10 protein-coding genes are annotated in these 19391 nt (G+C 71.8%); 2 read left to right on the top strand and 8 right to left on the bottom strand.

The window, feature by feature from the left end; translation table 11 throughout:
- Positions 1-75: 75 nt before the first annotated feature.
- Positions 76-822, top strand: coding sequence for an SDR family oxidoreductase (locus tag ACWD4U_RS02145; RefSeq protein WP_363449549.1), 747 nt, complete (start codon positions 76-78; stop codon positions 820-822).
- A 16-nt stretch (positions 823-838) separates the two neighbouring features.
- Here the strand turns inward: ACWD4U_RS02145 and ACWD4U_RS02140 are convergent, their stop codons facing one another.
- From ACWD4U_RS02140 to pulA, 6 genes are all read right to left on the bottom strand, one after another.
- Positions 839-1063 carry a hypothetical protein gene (locus ACWD4U_RS02140; RefSeq protein ID WP_363449547.1) on the bottom strand — a complete coding sequence of 75 codons (225 nt, stop codon included), beginning with the start codon at positions 1061-1063 and terminating at the stop codon, positions 839-841.
- A gap of 100 nt (positions 1064-1163) precedes the next feature.
- Positions 1164-3257 (bottom strand): carbohydrate binding domain-containing protein, encoded by a 2094-nt coding sequence (locus ACWD4U_RS02135; protein ID WP_449787073.1) that lies wholly within the window; start codon positions 3255-3257, stop codon positions 1164-1166.
- A 267-nt stretch (positions 3258-3524) separates the two neighbouring features.
- Positions 3525-3863 carry a P-II family nitrogen regulator gene (locus ACWD4U_RS02130; protein ID WP_363449545.1) on the bottom strand — a complete coding sequence of 113 codons (339 nt, stop codon included), beginning with the start codon at positions 3861-3863 and terminating at the stop codon, positions 3525-3527.
- On the bottom strand, positions 3860-5188 hold the full coding sequence (locus ACWD4U_RS02125) for an ammonium transporter (protein ID WP_363449542.1): 1329 nt from the start codon (positions 5186-5188) through the stop codon (positions 3860-3862). Before ACWD4U_RS02125 ends, ACWD4U_RS02130 begins: the two co-directional genes overlap by 4 nt.
- A 158-nt stretch (positions 5189-5346) precedes the next feature.
- On the bottom strand, positions 5347-7695 hold the full coding sequence (locus ACWD4U_RS02120; protein ID WP_363449540.1) for a M4 family metallopeptidase: 2349 nt from the start codon (positions 7693-7695) through the stop codon (positions 5347-5349).
- A 429-nt stretch (positions 7696-8124) separates the two neighbouring features.
- Positions 8125-13659, bottom strand: a complete 5535-nt coding sequence (gene pulA / locus ACWD4U_RS02115) for a pullulanase-type alpha-1,6-glucosidase (protein ID WP_363449538.1) — start codon at positions 13657-13659, stop codon at positions 8125-8127.
- A 316-nt stretch (positions 13660-13975) separates the two neighbouring features.
- Here pulA and ACWD4U_RS02110 point away from each other — a divergent pair, with 316 nt between their 5' ends.
- Positions 13976-14926, top strand: coding sequence for a phosphatase PAP2 family protein (locus tag ACWD4U_RS02110; protein ID WP_363449536.1), 951 nt, complete (start codon positions 13976-13978; stop codon positions 14924-14926).
- Between the two features lie 4 nt (positions 14927-14930).
- On the opposite strand, the gene ACWD4U_RS02105 is transcribed toward ACWD4U_RS02110, so the two are convergent.
- Together ACWD4U_RS02105 and ACWD4U_RS02100 are read right to left on the bottom strand one after the other, a co-directional pair.
- Positions 14931-18002: a bifunctional [glutamine synthetase] adenylyltransferase/[glutamine synthetase]-adenylyl-L-tyrosine phosphorylase gene (locus tag ACWD4U_RS02105; RefSeq protein WP_449787072.1), complete on the bottom strand. Its 3072-nt coding sequence runs from the start codon at positions 18000-18002 to the stop codon at positions 14931-14933.
- 17 nt (positions 18003-18019) lie between these two features.
- A complete protein-coding gene (locus ACWD4U_RS02100; RefSeq protein ID WP_363449532.1) occupies positions 18020-19252 on the bottom strand; it encodes a glycosyltransferase in 1233 nt (410 codons plus the stop codon).
- Positions 19253-19391 lie beyond the last annotated feature (139 nt).

The raw sequence follows: 19391 nt of genomic DNA, 5'->3' as shown, positions 1-19391 counted from the left end.
TTGGAGCTTCCGCCAGTGACGGCGTGCGCCGCCCGGGGCGATCATGGGCGTCCGAACGTCCCGAGGAGCGTGCGCGTGTCCCAGCAGGTTGCCGTGATCACCGGAGCGGGCAGCGGCGTCGGCCGCGCGGTGGCCCGCGAACTGGCCGGCGCCGGCTGGCGCCTGGTGCTCGCCGGACGGCGGGCCGGGCCCCTCGCCGAGACCGCCGACGGCCTCGGCGACGACCGCGCCCTGGCGGTGCCCACCGACGTCACCGATCCGGCGCAGGTGACCGAGCTGTTCGCCCGGGCCGCCGCCCGCTTCGGCCGGGTCGACCTGCTGTTCAACAACGCGGGCATGTTCGGGCCGGCCGCCCCGGTCGAGGAGGTCGACCACGCGGCGTGGCGCGCGGTGGTCGACCTCAACCTGACCGGCGCCTTCCTGTGCGCCCAGGCCGCGTTCCGGCAGATGCGGGAGCAGCGCCCGCAGGGCGGCCGGATCGTCAACAACGGCTCGATCTCCGCGCACGTCCCGCGCCCGCACGCGATCGCCTACACGGCGACCAAGCACGCCGTCACCGGCCTGACCAAGGCCCTCTCGCTGGAGGGCCGCCCGTACCGGATCGCCTGCGGGCAGATCGACATCGGCAACGCGGCCACCGACATGACCGCCGCGATGAGCAGCGGGGTGCGCCAGGCGGACGGCCGGATCGCGCCGGAGCCGACCATGGACGTGGCGGACGTGGCCCGGACGGTGCGTCACATGGCGGAGCTGCCGCTGGAGGCCAACGTGCAGTTCGCCACCGTGATGGCGACCGCGATGCCGTACGTCGGCCGGGGCTGACCGGCCGCCGGCGGGTCTACTCGTCGTACGCGTGCCGGTAGCAGGGCCTGGGCCCGTCCGGGTCGTAGCCGTAGACGCTGGTGGTGGGCCACTGCTCGCCGCGGAGCGGGTCGGGGAGGTCGGGGCGCAGCACCATCCGCAGCGACGGCGGCGGCGCGCCGGCCCGGACCCGCTTCAGGTGTCCGTCCCAGCGGCCGCCGTGCAGTTCGACGTCGAGGATGGTGGTGGGGGCGGTGCTCACCCGGCCGATGCTGCCAGCGCGGCGGAACCCCGGCGTCCGCGACGCCGGGGTTCCATCCCTTCGGGCGGTTTACCCGTCGGGGCCGTGACCTGACGGGTGCTCAGCTCCGCCAGGTGTCGCTGAGCGCGACCTGGCCGCTCGCCGGGACGGTCGCGGTGCGGTTGGCGCCGCTCTCCCAGGTGACGGTGCCGGCGGCGTCCTTGCGGATGTACTTGTACTGGAAGGCGGTGCCGGCGCTCATCGCCACGTCGAGCTTCCACACCGGGTAGGCGGCCGAGGAGAGCGGGAGCGCCTTGGAGGTGTCCCAGCCGCCGAGTGCGGCGGCGTCGCCGACCACGTAGACGTTCTGGCCGACCGTGGTGGTGGCGTTGACCGCGAAGGACGCGCCGGAGGCGGCGGTGGCCGTCGGCGTGGGCGAGGCGGAGGGACTGGCGGTGGCGCACGGGTCGCCGCTGCCGACCACGCCGTCCTTGACGGTGACGTTCCCGGTGCCGAGCGCGTAGTTGGCGCTGTTGTTGTTGTCCCAGGTGCCGGTGCCGTTGTTGAAGGTGGCGGCCAGGCCGGTGGCGGTGCCGAGCGCGACGGTCTTCTTCACCCAGCCGGTGCAGGCGGCGTCCATCCCGACGCCGGGGGCGGTGGTCCAGGTGCCGCCGGTGGGGGCGTAGTGCAGGTAGTAGGCCGACCAGTTCTTGTCGGTGGAGTAGAAGACGGTGGCGCTGTTGCCCGTCCCGGTGGGGCTGGCGGAGGCGGAGGGCGAGGGGGTGCTGCCGCCGCCCGCGCCGACGTACAGGGCGACCGCGTCGCCGGCCGCGACGGTGGCGGTGAACTTGCCGTCCGAGCCGACGGTGTAGGTCGGGCCGCTGCAGCCGCCGCTCACCGGGTCGCCGTGCTGGACGTCGCAGTAGACGCCGGCCGGCAGCGAGGTCTGGAAGGTCTGGGTGATCGCTCCGGACTCCCGGTTGATCGCCACGTAGCCCTTGGAGCCGCGGCCGAAGCCGATCGCGTTGTTGCCGTTGGACCACCAGTTGGTCATCGCGGTGCCGGACACCGCGTTGCGGAAGCCGACCATGTTGGCCACCTGCCGCCAGGCGTGCACGCAGTTCCAGCCGTCCTGGTAGCAGGCGTTGACGGTGCCGCCGTTGGGCGGGCCGTCGTCGTTGGAGCTGAACGCGTAGCCGGAGTAGACGTTCGGCGAGCCGTACGGGTAGGCCAGCATGAAGACGTTGGCCAGGGTGTAGGCGGAGCCGTACTTGTAGTTCAGGGTCGAGCCGTTGCGCTCGGTGTCCCAGTTGTCGACGAAGGTGCGGGCCTGGGCGCTGGGCAGCAGGCCGCTGCCCCAGGTGGCGAGGTCGGAGATCTTCCCGCCGTTGAAGGCGCTCTTCAGCCAGGTGCCGGAGCGGAACTCGTCCACGTCGCCGTTGCCGGTGTACTCGGAGGGCTGGATCGGCTCGCCCGCGCCGTAGATCACCTCCTGCACCCAGTAGGCGTTGGGGTTGCTCATCTTCGCCTTGATGGCGCCGAGTTCACCGGCGTCGACGTGCTTGGCGGCGTCGATCCGGAAGCCGTCCACGCCGAGGGTGAGCAGGTCGCTGAGGTAGTTGGCGATGGTCTGCTGCACGTACGCGGAGCCGGTGTTGAGGTCGGCGAGGTTGACCAGTTCGCAGTTCTGCACGTTGGCGCGGTCGCCGTAGTTGCTGATCGCCTGGCGGCAGGAGTGGAAGTCCTGGTCCTGGTAGTAGCCGGGGTAGTTGTACTTGGTGTAGTTGGTGCCGCCGGTGCCGGTGCCGGAGCCCGCGGTCATGTGGTTGATCACCGAGTCGGCGATCACCTTGACGCCCGCGGCGTGGCAGGTGGAGACCATCGACTGGAACGAGGCGCGGTCGCCGAGCCGGCCGGCGATCTTGTAGCTGACGGGCTGGTAGGAGGTCCACCACTGGGCGCCCTGGATGTGCTCCTGGGGCGGGGAGACCTCGACGAAGCCGTAGCCCTTCGGGCCGAGGGTGTCGGTGCAGGCCTTCGCCACCGAGTCGAACTTCCACTCGAACAGGGTGGCGGTGACGTCCTTGCTGCTCGGCGGGGTGGCGGTGGCCGTAGGGGCCAGCGAGAAGCCGGCGCCGATCGACAGGCCGAGCGCCGCGAGGGCGGTGGAGGCGGCGGCCAGCCGCCGTCTGCGAGCGGGGGCAGGGGTGGTCAAGGGAGCACTCCAGGAGGGGGAGGCCCGGTCCGCGGACGCAGGTCGCGGACGGGGAGGCGGCAGGGTGGGGGGCCGCGACGGCGGGGGTGGTGCCGTCAGTGCGACGCCGGAGGGTCGCTTTCTGCAAGACAATTGAAACTTGCTGGAAACTTGCAGTGGCTTGACCATAGGGTCACCCCGGACGCCCGTCAAGACATCCGGACGCGGGCACGGCAACGGCCCCCGTCCCGGGTGGGGACGGGGGCCGTGCACTGTGCTGACGGGCCGTCAGACCGCGTCGGGGCCCCGCTCACCGGTGCGCACCCGCACGATGCCCTCGACCGGGACGACCCAGACCTTGCCGTCGCCGATCTTGCCGGTGCGGGCGGCGGTGACGATGGCGGCGGTGACCCGCTCGGCGTCCTCGTCCTCCACCACCACCTCGATCCGGACCTTCGGCACCAGGTCGATCCGGTACTCGGCGCCGCGGTAGACCTCGGTGTGGCCGTGCTGCCGCCCGTAGCCGCTGGACTCGGTGACGGTCAGTCCGTGCACACCGAGCTCCTGCAGCGCGGTCTTGACCTCGTCCAGCTTGAACGGCTTGACGACTGCGGTGATCAGCTTCATACCGGGCGGGTCCTGTCGGAGGCGGGCGCACCGTGCGGGTGCAGGTTGGCGTGGGCGGCGGCGGAGCCGAGGCCCAGGACGCCGTGATCGTACGCGGTCTCGGCGTGCACGGCGAGGTCCAGGCCGGTGAGTTCGTGCTCGGGCGCGGCCCGGAAGCCCATCAGACGGTCGATCAGCCGGCCGATGCCGTAGGTCATGCCGAACGCGTACGCGGCGACCACCACGACCGCGACCAGTTGCTTGCCGCCCTGGCCGAGTCCGCCGCCGTGCAGCAGCCCGGCGGGGCCGCCGGTCATCACGGCGGTGGCGAACACGCCGATCAGCAGGGTGCCGATGACGCCGGCCACGAAGTGCACGCCGACCACGTCCAGCGAGTCGTCGTAGCCGAACCGGAACTTCCAGCTGACGGCGTAGCAGCAGACCACGCCGGCGGCCAGGCCGATGACCAGGGCGCCGAGCAGGTCGACGCTGCCGCAGGACGGGGTGATGGCGACCAGTCCGGCCACCGCGCCGGAGGCGGCGCCCAGGGTGGTGGCGTGGCCGTCGCGCTTCTTCTCCACCAGCAGCCAGCCGAGCAGCCCGGTGCAGCCGGCCGCCTGGGTGTTGAGCAGCGCGGCGGCGGCCAGGCCGTTGGCGCCCATCGCGGAGCCGCCGTTGAAGCCGAACCAGCCGAACCAGAGCAGCCCGGCGCCGAGCAGCACCAGCGGCAGGCTGTGCGGGCGCATCGCCTCCCGCTTGAAGCCGAGGCGGGGGCCGAGCAGCAGGGCCAGGGCGAGGCCGCTGGCACCGCAGTTGACCTCCACCACGGTGCCGCCCGCGAAGTCCAGGGCGCCCAGGTTCCGCAGGATCCAGCCGTCGGGGGCGAACACCCAGTGCGCGACCGGCACGTAGACCAGCAGCGTCCAGACGGCGGTGAACGCCACCCAGGCGCCGAACCTGGCGCGGTCGGCGATGGCGCCGGAGATCAGCGCGGCGGTGATGATCGCGAAGGTGAGCTGGAAGGCCGCGAACAGCAGCGTCGGGACGTGGCCGGTGAGGCTGGTCGGGGTGATGCCCGCCATGCCGAGGTGGTCGAGCGAGCCGATCAGGCCCCAGCCGGCGTCGGGGCCGAAGGCGAGGGTGTAGCCGGCGGTCAGCCAGACCACGGTGACCACGGCGATCGAGACGAAGCTCATCATGATCATGTTGAGCACGCTCTTGGTGCGCACCATGCCGCCGTAGAACAACGCCAGGCCGGGGGTCATCAGCAGGACGAGCGCGGTGCAGGCGAGCAGCCAGGCGGTGTCGCCGCTGTCCAGGGTGGGTGGGGAGTCAGCGAGGAGCATTCCGGGAGTGTGGCCGGGCCGGATTTCGCCGCGCCGTCGCCGGTGTTTCCACGGTGTTTCGTGTTGCGGCCGGGTTTCGGGGATCTCACTCCTCGGGACGCGGGCGGGCCCGGCAGCCGAGGGCTGCCGGGCCCGTCACTACTGATGGTGCGTCAGGCTCAGCTGGTCTGGATCGCGGTGTCGTCGATCACGAAGCTGGTCTGCAGCGAGGAGTCCTCCACGCCGTTGAACTTCAGGGTGACGGTCTGACCGGCGTAGGACGACAGGTCGACGGTCTTCTGGGCGTAGCCGGTGTTCTTGTTGAGGTTCGAGTACGAGGCCACCGTGGTGCCGTTGACGGTCACGGTGAGCTTGTCGTACGCCGTCGTCGTGGTGGTCTCGGCGGTGTCGATGTGCAGCCAGTAGCTCAGGGTGGCCTTGCAGCCGGCCGGGATGGTGACGGTCTGCGAGGCGCTGTCGGTGTGGGCCGAGCCGTAGCCGTTCAGCCACGCCTTCCAGGAGCCGCTGTGGGCGGCCTCGGAGGCGGAGTTGTCGACCACGCCGGAGGTGGTGGTCCACGGGGCGGCGGTGCCGGTTTCGAAGCCCGCGTTGCCGAGCACCTGCGCCGGGGTGCAGGTGCTGGTGCCGTCGTTGACGGTCCAGGTGAAGCTGGTGGAGCCGGTCTTGTTGGCGGTGTCCTTGGCGGTGACGGTCACCGAGGAGGTGCCGACCGCGGTCGGGGTGCCGCTGATCAGGCCGGTGGAGGCGTTGATCGACAGGCCGGCCGGCAGGCCGGTGGCCGAGTAGGTCAGCGCGCCGGTGCCGCCACTGGCCTGGATCTGCAGGCTGGCCGCGGTGTTGACCTTGGTGGTCTGGTTGCCCGGGTTGGTGACGGTCGGGGTGTTCTGCGGCACCGAGCCGACGTTGACCGCGGCCCAGGCGGTGGCAACCGCGTTGTACTCGGCCGAGTTGGCGCCGTAGAGGTCGGTGGCGGCGCTCAGCATGCCGGTGCGGGCATTGGCGTAGTTGGTGGTGGAGGTCCAGTACGTGGTGAGCGCCCGGTACCAGATCGCCGCGGCCTTGTCCCGGCCGATGCCGGTGACCGCGATGTTGCCCTGGGTCGGCGAGTTGTAGCTCACGCCGTTGATGACCTTGGCGCCGCTGCCCTCGGAGAGCAGGTAGAAGAAGTGGTTGCCGACGCCGGAGGAGTAGTGGACGTCCTTGTTGCCGACGGTGGAGGACCAGTAGTCGGCGGACGAGCCGTCCTTGGAGGGCTGGTCCATGTACCGCAGCGGCGTGCCGTTGCCGTTGAGGTCGATGAGCTCGCCGATGAGGTAGTCCGGGTTGTCGGACGGGATGTTGGCGTAGAACTCGACCATGGTGCCGAAGACGTCCGAGGTGGACTCGTTCAGGCCGCCGGACTCGCCCGAGTAGTTCAGGTTGGCGGTGGCCGCGGTGACACCGTGGGTCATCTCGTGGCCGGCCACGTCCAGCTCGGTCAGCGGGTGGGTGTTGCCCGACCCGTCACCGTAGGTCATGCAGAAGCAGGAGTCGTCCCAGAACGCGTTGGTGTAGTTGCTGTCGTAGTGGACGCGGCTGAAGGCGCCGACACCGTCGTTGCGGATGCCGTTGCGGCCGAAGGTGTTCTTGTAGAAGTCCCACGTCTTGGAGACGCCGAAGTGCGCGTCGACGGCGGCCGACTCCCGGTTGGAGGCCGAGCCGTTGCCCCAGGTGTCGGTCGACTTGGAGAACAGGGTGCCGTTGCCGGAGGTCCCGTTGTTCATGTCCGTGGTGTACATCCCACCGCGGCTGGTGTCCTTCATCTGGTACGTCGAGCCCGACAGCGTGGTGCCGATGGTGACGTTGCCGACGAAGACGCCGGTGCCGGTGCCGGTGTTGATGCCCTCGAACTTCTGGATCACCTCGCCGGTGTTGGCGTCGGTGACGACGTGCAGCTTGCTCGGGGTGCCGTCGGCCTCCTTGCCGCTGACCACGGTCTCGTAGGCCAGCCGCGGGGTACCGGTGGCGGCCCATACGACCAGGCGCGGGGCGGTCTCCAGGGCCGAGCCGGACTCGGCGGCCAGCGCGGTGGCCTGCGCCTTCGGGGCGGCCAGCTTCGGGGTGGTGCTGACGCCGGACAGCGACGCGGACGAGGCCCGGTCGACGCCCTTGGTGGTGCCGTTCGCGGCCTGGTGGACGATCAGGTCGCCGCCGAGGACCGGGAGTCCGCCGTACGTGCGCTCGTAACGGAAGTGCTGGGTGCCGTCGGCGTCCTTGAACGCGTCCTTCACCACCAGCTTCTCCGCGCCGCTCAGGCCCAGGGTCTGGGCGAACTGGGCGGAGCGGGTGCCCGCGTCGGCGACCAGCTGGGCGTGGCCGGCGGCGGCCTGCTGGTCGGCGACCTGGGCCGAGGAGGACGGGGCGGCGGGGGCGGCCTGGGCCACCGCCACCGGGATCGCGGTCACCAGCAGGGCGGTGGTGGCCGCCAGAGCGGCCATGCTCACGCGGGCATGCGTGTAGCGAGACATGCGGGACTCCTTTACCGACCGTCGCGGGGTCACGAGCGGTGGAGAGAATCTGGCCGCGGTTGCGGCGCAGCGGGGGCCCCACCCGCTGGTACGCGGACGGGGTGCGGTGCAGATACGCGGTGCAAGTTCGCCGTGCGTCGGCAGCGGATTCCGATGGCCTGGGGAGGGCTCCACCGGGTTGTGTGGGCAACCTGTCGTTCCGCAGCCGGGGGAATCGTGGCAGCAAACGCCTCATGAATGACAGATGCATGCCATGGATTGACTGATTTACGCACCATCGCATTGCCGTACGAACACCTGTCCATGGCACGGCATTTGGGCGTGTTCCAGGAAGGTCTCCACCACCGACCCGCCGCGAACGACGACTTTCGGCCAGAACGGCAAGGGGCCCCACCCGGAGGTGAGGCCCCTGTTACCGCGGGGAAACCATCAGTTCTGGACGAACACCGCGACCGTCCGGCCCGGAACCGTGAAGGCGCCCGTGGCCGGGTCGAACGACGCCCGCTTGACGGTCGCGTCACCGCCCTGCGCCTGCACCCGGTGCAGCGCCTGCGCGGTGCCGCGCAGGCCCGCCACGGTCTGCGTCTGCGCGTCCGGGGTGGCGTTGAAGACCACCGTCAGCCCCTTCTCGGCGCCGGCCAGCCCGGTGCCGTCCAGGTGCATGGTGATCACGCCCGGGTTCTCGCCCGCCGTGCCGGACAGCGGGAAGGACAGCCGGCGCTGGACCTCGGCCGCGGTCGGCAGCGCGAACAGCGGCGAGGACTGACGGATGCTCAGGAACTGCTGGTAGAGGGTGCTGCTCAGCTGCATGTCGTTGCAGCCGACCGTGAGCCGCGGGTCGGCCAGCAGCTGCTTGTCCTTCTCCCACATCGACTGGTTGTCCGCCGCCATCGGCAGGCCGCGGCCCCAGCCGTTGCCCTGGGCGCAGTCCCAGCTGATCGAGTTGAACCAGTCCCCGGAGTCGAAGGAGTTGGCGTCCAGCGACTTGGAGCGCAGCAGGTCGCTGCCGGCCTGGGCGAAGCCGGGGCCCTGGGCGAGCGCGGTCAGCGACAGGCCGAGCGCCTGCATCCGGGCCCGGTCGGCGGCCGGGGTGGCGGCGGGCAGCTTGAACGCCAGCGCGTCGAACAGGTCGGCGTTGTCGTGCGCGTCCAGGTACTCGACCGCCTCGCCGGGCTGCGCGGCGTACCCGGTGGGCGCGCCGTTGTAGTCCACCGCGCGGCCGGTGACGGCCTTTCCGGTGCTGTCGGTGAAGGCGTAGCCGGCCAGGTTGCCGGTCAGGCCGACCTTGATCTGGTCCATCTGGTGCAGCAGCCGGGCCTTCTGCTCCGCCGGGGTGCCGTTGTCCGCCGAGCCGTTGGGGTCGGTGTACAGGCCGGACGCGAAGCCCTGCTGCGGGGCCGAGGAGAGCATGAAGTTGCCGCCCCGGCCGGCGTCCCGGATCCGGTCGTTGAAGGTCGCGATGCCGGTGCCGGCCATGTTCACCTGGGTGGCCTGGACGAACCGGGCGTCGTTCGCGACCACGCCGAAGTTCCAGCCCTCGCCGTACAGGAAGACGCGCGATCCGTCGACGCCGTCCTTCTGCGGGGTGAGCGCGCGCAGCGCGGACTGCACGTCCAGCATGGTGGACTTCGGGTCGAGGCCCATCAGGTCGAAGCGGAAGCCGTCCACCCGGTACTGCTTGGCCCAGGTCACCACCGAGTCGACGACCAGCTTGTTCATCATGGCGTGCTCGGGCGCGGTGTCCGCGCAGCAGGAGTCGGTGGTCACCTTGCCGGTGTCGCTGAGCCGCTGGTAGTAGCCGGGCACGATCCGGTCCAGCACCGAGTGCTGGTCCTGCCCGGCGGCCGCGGTGTGGTTGTAGACCACGTCGAGGACCACCCGCAGGCCCGCGTCGTGCATCGCCTGCACCATCTCGCGGAACTGCACGGTGCGCGCCGTGCCGTTCGGGTCGGTCGCGTAGGAGCCCTCCGGCACCGTGTAGTGCAGCGGGTCGTAGCCCCAGTTGTAGGCGTCGTCGGCCTGCACCGCGGCCACGCACTCCTGCTGCTTCGAGGAGTCGGCGGGCAGCGCGGCCAGGTCGCAGGCGGGCAGCTTCTGCTCGGCGCGGTTCTCCCGGATGGTGGCGATGTCGAAGGTCGGCAGCAGGTGAATGGTCGTCACCCCGGCCTTGGCCAGCTCCCTCAGGTGCTGCATACCCGCCGACTTCGACTGCGTGAACGCCAGGTAGGTGCCGCGCTCGTCGGCCGGGACGGTGGTGTCCCCGGCCGAGAAGTCCCGCACGTGCAGCTCCTGGATCTGCTGCTGGGTGGCCGGGATCGCCGCCGGACTGCGGTGCTGGTCCCAGCCCTTGGGCTTGGTGGCCGAGGCCGACAGGTCGGCGACCAGGCTGCGGGTGGAGTCGGTGGACAGCGCGGTGGAGTACGGGTCGGTGACCAGGTTGGTGACCGTCTGCTGGACGCTCGGCGCCCACACCTTCACCTGGTACAGGTAGTACTTACCGTCCAGGTCCGCCGCGTCCCGGGTCAGCGACCAGACGCCGGACGCCTCGTCCCGCTTCAGCGGCACGGTCCGCGGGGTGCCGCCGCTCGCCGTGTCGAAGAGCTGCACCGCCACCTCGGTCGCGGTCGGCGCCCACAGCGACAGCGTCACCTTGCGCTCGTCGTGCCCGAACCAGCCCCTGCCCTTCTGCACCGAGTACACCGGCCCGAGCTGCGCACCGGCCGCCTTGCCCGCGTACAGGTCGTCCAGCACGCCCGGGAGCTGCACCCCGGTGGCGGCCAGCGCCGCGCCGTTCGGCAGGTGCTCGGTGAAGACCACCTGGCTGCGCAGCGCGGCGGTGACCCGCCCGGCGTCGCGCGGGTCGACGGTGAACGCCCGGTACCCGGCCAGGTTCGGGAACTTCGCCTTCTGGGCGTCCGTCAGACCGGCCGCCGGGCTCAGCCGGATCCAGTGGCCCGGCTTCGACAGCACGCCCTTGTCGACGGTCAGCCCGCCCTGCGGGTCGTAGATCAGCTGGGCGCTGGTGCCGCCCTTCAACTGGCCGTCCGCCGCACCGTAGTTGGCCGGGACCACCACCGTCCGCGCGTCGATCCACTGCGCCTTGGCGGAGCCCAGGTCGAGCTGCGAAGAGACGCCCGCGGTCTGCGGCAGCAGGTAGCCCTCCTGCCCGCCGAGGATCCACACCTCGCGGCCCGAGGTGGCGAAGCTCAGCGACTGGTCCTGCGGCAGGTCCTTGTCGCCGCCGTTGTGGATGATGTAGCTGAGGCTGGTCGCGCCCGCCGCAAGCGGCACCTCGAACACCGCGCCGAAGGCGTCCTTGCGCGCCGGCATCAGGGGGTTGCCCCAGTCGGTCGGGTTGGCCGCGCCGGTCCAGTCGTGCAGCCCCCAGCCGTCGTAGTTCCCGTCCGCCCGGTGGTAGTGGATCACCGCCTTGCCGTCGGGCACCGGCACCGCCCCGTCCGGGTTCGCCGTGCGGACGGTCGGGTCGCCCTCCTTGATCCACACCTCGCCGGTGGCCGAGATGTCGATGTGCCGGTCCGCGTCGACGTCCTTGGTGCCGTTGTTCTCCACCACGAAGCCGACGTCGGACGCCCCGCCCTTGAGCTTCACGTACGCGAACGCCCCGTACGCGTCCCGCCCGACGAAGCCGTGCCCGGCCGGCCAGGTGGTCGACTCGCCGTCGGCGATGTCGCCCCAGGTGTACAGGTTCCAGCCGTCGTAGTCGCCGTTCTTGCGCTGGTAGTGCACCACCGCGTACGGCCGCGACACCGCGCTCGGCGCCGGCGTCGGCGCCTGCTGACCCGTCGTGAACTGCCCGGTGGCGGACGCCAGTCGGCCCGCCGAGTCCTGCACCACGGCCTTGAAGCGCACCACCGTGCCCGGCACCACGCCGTCCAGGTTCTGGGTGACCTTGAAGACGCCGTTGTCGGCCGTCCCCAGCGTCTGCCACGGCCCGTCACCGACCTGCGCCGCGAAGCTGACCCGGTTGAAGCCGCCCCCGGGCACGCTCGCCCCGAGCGTCACCGTCCCGTAGGAGCCGTCGGCCGGCGCGCTCACCGTGATCGACGGGCCGGCGGCGGGCTTGGCCAGCCTGTCCTTCGCCTTCAGCACCACGGAGGCCATGGCCGGCACGGTGACCGTCACCTTGCCGTCCGCGCCGCTGGTGACCTTGCCGCCGACGCCGTACAGGCCGCTGAAGTCCATGCCCGCCGAGAAGGTGTCCAGCGTGACCGTCTTCGCCTCGGCCGCGTTGTTCACCGCCACCAGGTACTCGACCTGCTGCTTGGCGTCGATCCGGGAGAACGCGTACACGCCCGGCCCGTCCGCCGCGTACCGCTCCACCTGCGCGCCGTCCGCCAGCGCCGGGTTGTCCTTGCGCAGCTTCGCCAGGCCCGCGATCCCCTGGTAGAGCGCGCCGTCCCGGCCGTAGCGGTCCGCGGAGCCGGACGTCCCGCCGATCACCTGGTCGCTGTTGTACGAGGGCGTCTTCGAGGCGAACATGTCCTGCCGGGCGTCCTTGTCGCCGCCCGCGCCGGTGAAGCCCTGCTCGTCGCCGTAGTACACCACCGGCTGACCGCGGGTCAGGAACTGCAGCTCGTTGGCCAGCCGGTCCTTCTTCAGCAGCGCGTCGTTCGACGCCCCCGGGTTGTCGCTCTGCAGGAACGACCCGAACCGGCCCATGTCGTGGTTGCCCAGGAAGGTCGGCAGCTCGTAGGCGTCGGTGTCGGCCGTGGTGTACCGGTAGTCCTGCGCGTACAGCTCGCTGAGCGCCTTCGCCGAGCCGTTCTGCGAGACGTACTTGCGCGCCGCCTCCTGGAACGCGAAGTCCAGGGTGGCCTGCAGCTTGCCCTTGGTGACGTACGGCGAGGTGATCGACGGGTCGCCCGAGTACACCTCGCCGAACATGAAGAACTTCTTGTTCCCGTGCTCGGCCGCGAACTTCTTCAGCGCCGGCGCCCACTGCTCCCAGAACGCCAGGTTGACGTGCTTGACGGTGTCGATCCGGAAGCCGTCCACCCCGGTGTCGGCCACCCAGGTCTGGTAGATCTTCTGCATCCCGGCGACGACCCGCGGGTTCTGGGTGTCCAGGTCGTCCAGGCCGGAGAAGTCGCCCTCGGTCGCGGACTCGCCGACGAAGGTCGAGTTGCCGCGGTTGTGGTAGAGCGACGGGTCGTTCAGCCAGGACGGGGTCTTGGCGTTGGCGTCGGCCGCGCTGCGCAGCACCGGGGAGTAGGGGAAGGAGTCCTTGGTGATGCTCGGCCACTGCGCCCGCGCGTCGGCGATCGCGGTCTCGTCCACCGGGTTGCCGTCGGCGTCGAGGGTCGGGTAGGCGCCCTCGGAGCGGTAGTCGTAGCTCTGCTCCGCGTAGTCGACGACGTCCGCGGTGTGGTTGGTGATGACGTCGAAGAAGACCTTGATGCCGCGCTTGTGCGCCTTGTCGATCAGCTCCTTGAGCTGCGCGTTGGTGCCGAAGTGCGGGTCGACCTGGGTGAAGTCGGTGATCCAGTAGCCGTGGTACCCGGCCGAGGCGTCGGCCCCGGTGCCCTGCACCGGCTTGTTCTTGAAGATCGGCGCCATCCAGATCGCGGTGGTGCCCAGGTCCTGGACGTAGTCCAGCTTGTCGATCAGGCCCTGCAGGTCGCCGCCGTGGTAGAAGCCCTTGTCGGCCGGGTCGAGGCCGTTGTCCAGCCGGCCGCCGGTGATCCCGCCGGTGTCGTTGCCGGTGCTGCCGTTGGCGAACCGGTCCGGCAGCACGAAGTAGAACTGCTCCCTGGTCAGGTCGTGCCGCCCGGCGCTCGCGGCCAGCGCGGCGTCCGACGGCGCGGCCGGCGCCTTCGCCGCCACGGCCACCGGGATCGAGCCGAGCGTCGCGGCGATCAGCGAGGAGGCGAGCAGCACGGAGGCTCGCCCGGGTCGGCGGTACGGGGTGGTGCGGCGCGGGGGTCGGGGCTGGGCGTCGGCCACGGCTGGCTCTCCCTAGGGGCGCGAAGCGGGGGTGGGTGGCGTGGAACCTAGCGCCCTGCAAGATGTTTCAGCAAGATGCAGAAACTGTTTCCGGTAGTAGTCATACCGAGTCGTGACCTGGCGCCGATCGGGCGCACACCGACCGTGGGCATGCGAAAGGGACCCCGGTTCGACCGCTCGTAACCCGCGCGCCACAATGGTCTGCATGCGCCTCGAAAACCGATCGACCCCTACCCCCGTAGGCGGACAGTCGGTGAAGAATCCCCATCCAGAGGATGAGCAACCGGTCACGGAACGTCTGGCAGACTTCTCGTCCATGGGGGAACCGACCGAGATCCACGCATCCGGCGCCGACCGCGTCGGCCGGGCATCACGCGACGGTTCCGACCCGGGCCCGGACCACACCGCCCGTACGCCCGGCGGAGCCACCCGCGTCGCCCAGTCACCCGCCGCCGCCCTGCGCGGCCGGGTCCGCGAGCAGCGACGCACGCCGCGCCGCCCGCGACTGCTCTTCGAGCTCGCGCTGATCGGCCTCAGCTACTGGCTGTACTCGCTGGTGCGCAACGCCGTCCCGGAGCACGAGACCATCGCCCAGCAGCACTCCACCTGGGTCTGGAACCTCGAACACGACCTCGGCATCGCCGTCGAGCGCTCGATCAACCACGGCGTCAACTCGGTGACCTGGCTGATCGTCGGGATGAACTACTACTACGCCACCCTGCACTTCATCATCACCATCGGCGTCCTGGTCTGGCTCTACCGCTCGCATCCCGGGCGCTACGCCGCCTCCCGCACCGTGCTCTTCGTCACCACCGGCATCGCCCTGGTCGGCTTCTACTGCTTCCCGCTGGCCCCACCGCGCCTGATGACCGGCGGCGGGTTCGTCGACACCGTCGCCGTCCACCACACCTGGGGCTCACTGGCCTCCGGCGCCGGCGCGCAGGTCTCCAACCAGTTCGCCGCGATGCCCTCGATGCACATCGGCTGGTCCATGTGGTGCGGCCTGACCATCTTCTTCCTGGCCCGCCGCACCTGGGTCCGCGCCCTCGGCCTCGCCTACCCCGTGGTCACCCTCAGCGTGATCGTCTCCACCGCCAACCACTTCTGGCTGGACGCGGTCGGCGGCGAGGTCTGCCTGGCCGTCGGCTTCCTGGTGGCCCGCCTCCTCTACACCAACTGGGCCTTCCGCCTCCCCCGCCACCCGGACGACCCGGTCGAGGAGGAGCTGACCGTCCCGGCCCAGTGGGACACCAAGGTCAACGCCTAGGCGCTCACTCCGCGCCGTAGAACAACCGCTCGACGACCCGGCGCGCCCGCCGGGTCGTCCTGCGGTACTCGTCGACCAGCTCGCCGGAGTGCCCCACCCCGTAGCCGAGGTAGCGGGCCACCCCGGCCAGTTCGCGGGCGTCGCCGGGGAAGCTGTCCCCGGCCCGGCCGCGGACCAGCATGACGGCGGCGCGGACCCGGGAGGCGAGCACCCAGGCCGCGTCGAGCACCTCGGCGTCCTCCGCGGCCACCAGGTCCGCGGCCGCTGCGGCGGCCAGCGCCGCGCGGGTCCTGGTGGTCCGCAGCGCGGGCAACTCGTGGCCGTGCTGCAACTGCAGCAGCTGCACCGTCCACTCGACGTCCGCCAGCCCGCCGCGGCCGATCTTGGTGTGGGTGGTGGGGTCGGCACCGCGCGGGAGGCGCTCCGACTCGATCCGGGCCTTGATCCGGCGGATCTCCACCAGGTCCCGCTCCGGCACGCCCTGGCCCGGGTAGCGCAGCGGGTCGACCAGCTCCCGGAACCGCTCCCCCAGCGCGACGTCGCCCGCGATCGGCGCGGCCCGCAGCAGCGCCTGGCTCTCCCAGGCGTGCGACCAGCGCGCGTAGTAGGCCGCGTACGAGGACAGGGTGCGCACCAGCGGGCCGTTGCGGCCCTCGGGGCGCAGGTCGGCGTCGACCAGCAGCGGCGGCTCCACCGACGGCGCGGCGAGCAGGGTGCGCAGCTCGTGGATGACGGCCTGGGCGGCCTTGGCGGCGTCCTCGTCGAGCATGCCGAGCTGCGGCTGGTGGACGAAGAGCACGTCGGCGTCGGAGCCGTAGCCGAGCTCGTGGCCGCCGAACCGGCCCATGCCGATGATCGCGATCCGGGTGGGCAGTTCGCCGTTGCGGGCCTCCCAGCCGTCGACGGCGGCGCGCAGCGCGCCCTGCAGGGTGGCGGCGGTGATCGCGGTGAGCGCCTCGCCGGCCGCGTCCAGGGCGTCCGCCGGGTCGTCGCCGAGCCGGCCGAGCAGGTCGGCGGCCGAGGTGCGGAAGAGCTCGCGGCGGCGGACCGCGCGGGCCGCGGCGACCCCGGCGGCGGGGTCGGCGGCGCGGCCGACGGCGGCCAGGATCTCGGCCTCCAGGGCGGCCCGGCCGCGCGGGGCCAGGCCGTTCGGGTCGCCGAGCATGGCGACCGCCTCGGGGGCGCGCAGCAGCAGGTCCGGGGCGAGCCGGCCGGCCGACAGGACCCGGGCGAGCTGCTCGGCGGCGGCGCCCTCGTCGCGCAGCAGCCGCAGGTACCAGGGGGTGCGGCCGAGCGCGTCGGAGACCTGGCGGAAGTTGAGCAGCCCGGCGTCGGGGTCGGCGGAGTCGGCGAACCAGCCGAGCAGCACCGGCAGCAGGGTGCGCTGGATGGCCGCCTTGCGGCTGACGCCGGAGGCCAGTGCGGAGATGTGCCGCAGCGCGGCGGCCGGGTCCGCGTAGCCGAGTGCGGCGAGCCGGGCCTTGGCGGCGTCCGGGCTGAGCCCGGCGGCGCCCTCGCCGGTGACCCGCAGTTCGACCACCGGCAGCTCGGCGACGGCGTCCAGCAGCGGACGGTAGAACAGCCGCTCGTGCAGCCGCCGGACCTCCACCGCGTGCCGCTTCCACTCGCGCTCCAGCGCCGCGACCGGGTCGGTGCGGGTGTCGCCGGTGATCTGCGGGGCCATCGAGCGGGCCAGGCGGCGCAGGTCGGCGGGGTCGGTCGGCATCAGGTGGGTGCGGCGCAGCCGGTGCAGCTGGATCCGGTGCTCCAGGGAGCGCAGGAAGCGGTAGGCGACGTCCAACGCGGCGGCGTCGGCCCGGCCGATGTAGCCGCCCGCGCTGAGCGCGGCCAGCGCCTCCAGGGTGTTGCCGCTGCGCAGCCGCTCGTCGGTGCGGCCGTGCACGAGCTGCAGCAGCTGGACGGCGAACTCGACGTCGCGCAGCCCGCCCGGGCCGAGCTTCAGCTGGCGCTCGACCTCGGTGGCCGGGATCGCGTCGACCACCCGGCGGCGCATCTGCTGGACGTCGGCGACGAAGTTCTCCCGGGCTGCGGCCTGCCACACCAGCGGGGCGATGGCGGTGACGTAGGCGCCGCCGAGCTCGGCGTCCCCGGCGACCGGGCGGGCCTTCAGCAGCGCCTGGAACTCCCAGGTCTTGGCCCAGCGCTGGTAGTACGCGAGGTGGCTGGCGAGGGTGCGCACCAGCGGGCCGTTGCGGCCCTCGGGGCGCAGGTTGGCGTCGACCGGCCAGATGGTGCCCTCGCCGGTGGTGTCCGAGCACAGCCGCATGGCGCGGGCGGCCAGCCGGGTGGCGGCCTGCATCGCGCGCTGCTCGTCGGCTCCCTCGCGGGGCTCGGCGACGAAGATCACGTCCACGTCGGAGACGTAGTTGAGCTCCCGGCCGCCGCACTTGCCCATGCCGATCACGGCGAGCCGGCAGAGCGCGGCCGCGTCCGGGTCCTCCTCGGCGGCGATGTCCAGGGCGGTCTGCAGGGTGGCGCCCGCCAGGTCGGCGAGTTCGGCGGCGGCCTGCGGCAGGTCGGTGGTGCCGGACAGGTCGCGGGCCGCGATCGTCAGCAGGCAGCGCCGGTAGGCGGCCCGCAGCGCGTCGGCGCGGTCCGCCCGCTCCTCCGACCGGACCCGGCGGGTGAGCTCGCCGAGGAAGTCGCTGCGGCCGGGGTGGATGTCGCGCAGCTCGAAGGTGACCAGGGCGTGCCAGTCGCGGGGGTGCCGGGCCAGGTGGTCGCCGAGCGCGGTGGAGGCGCCGAGCACGCCCAGCAGCCGGTCGCGCAGCGGCTTGGCGGCGGTCAGGGTGTCGCGCAGGGTGTGCCGCTCGTGCGGGTCGAGCGCCTCCAGCATCCGGGCCAGCGAGAACAGCGCCTGGTCGGGGTCGGCGGTGGCGCTCAGCGCGTCCAGCAGCACCGGGTCCTCCGCCAGGCCCTGCAGTGCCGGTCCGGCGAGCAGCCGCACCGCCTGGTCCGGGTCGGTGAAACCGCGCCGCACCAGGCGGATCTCCAGCCGGCTGGTCCGGCTCCCGGCCCGTTCCTCCACTGCGTCCGCCCCTCCGCCCGCCGACATCCCGTTCGACTTCGAGCCTACGGCCCGGCGCGCTCCGGGGTCCGTCCGACCAGGTGCCAGAGCAGGGCCGCGAACAGGACGGAACCGGTCGCCGCGCCGCCCGCCACCGTCAGGTCCGGCTGCCGTCCGAGCTCGCCGAGCAGCATCCCGAGCGCGCCCGTCCCGGCGCCGATCGCGGTGAGCACCTGCCGACGCCGGTCCGACATCCGGGTGATGACGGTCCGTCGGCCCTGGCGTCCGGTCCACGAGGTCAGGTGCCGGCCCAGCACCCATTCGCGGAACATCACCCACAGGGCCAGCACCGTCCCCAAGGTGCCGACCACCAGGTAGGCCGGATAGTTGACGAGCGTCCGCCGGATTCCGATCTGCAGGCTGGCCGTTCCGAGCGTCACCGCGCCCATGACCAGGAACCACCAGCCCATCCAGCGGAAGGTGTCGAATTCCGCGAAACCGGTGGCGAGATGGTAGGCCAGCGAAAGATATCCGCTGGCGAGCAGTGCGCTGTCCACGAGCATGGCGCCGAATACCCGGGTGAATCCCCAGCTGCGGAAGAACAGCCCGCGGTGTTTGTAGAGGGCCTGCGCCCAGCCGGCCGCCCAGCGGTGGGTCTGCCGCCAGTAGACCTGCCAGCTGCCCGGGTCCCGGACGCACACGTACGCGCCGGCGACGAATCCCGCCCGCTGTCCGGAACGGTTCATCTTCAGCGCCAGCTCGACGTCCTCGCACAGGCTGTCCGTGGACCAGCCGTCGACCGCCCGGACGGCTTCGGTGCGGTAGATCCCGGCGCAGCCGGAGAGCACCGCCACCCAGCCGTGCCAACCCTCCACGGTCCGCGACATCCGGTGGGCCGCGGCCCACTCGATCATCCGCGAGCGCTGGAACATCCCCTTGACGCTGTGCGGGGTGACCGACATGCAGACGCCGCCGAAGCCCTTGTCGCGCATGCGGACCAGGCACTTCTCCAGCACGTCCGGCGAGGCGAAGTACCCGTCCGCGTCGAGCAGCGCCACGTACTCGGTGGTCACCTCCGCCAGCGCGAGGTTCAGCGACCGCGGCTTGCTCTCCTGGTGGACCTCCAGGACGTCGGCGCCGTTGCGCCTGGCGATCTCGGCGGTACCGTCGGTGCACGCGTCGGCGATGACCAGCACCCTGGCCGGCCGGACCGTCTGGGCCCAGGCGGACCTCACCGCGTCAGCGATGAAGTCCGCCTCGTCGTGTGCCGGGATCAGCACGGTGACGGAGTCGGTCACCGGCGCGCGAACCACTTCACGGCCGCGCCGATGGCGGCGGACGCCCCGCCGACCGCCAGCAGGGCCAGCGATGCGACGCCGGTGTGAGCAAGTCCGTACATGGTCTTTCCCCTTGATCGGTCAGAGTACGAATCTTCTG

Source organism: Kitasatospora sp. NPDC002522, from assembly GCF_053595195.1.
This window is presented reverse-complemented; position numbering and strand designations above follow the sequence as displayed.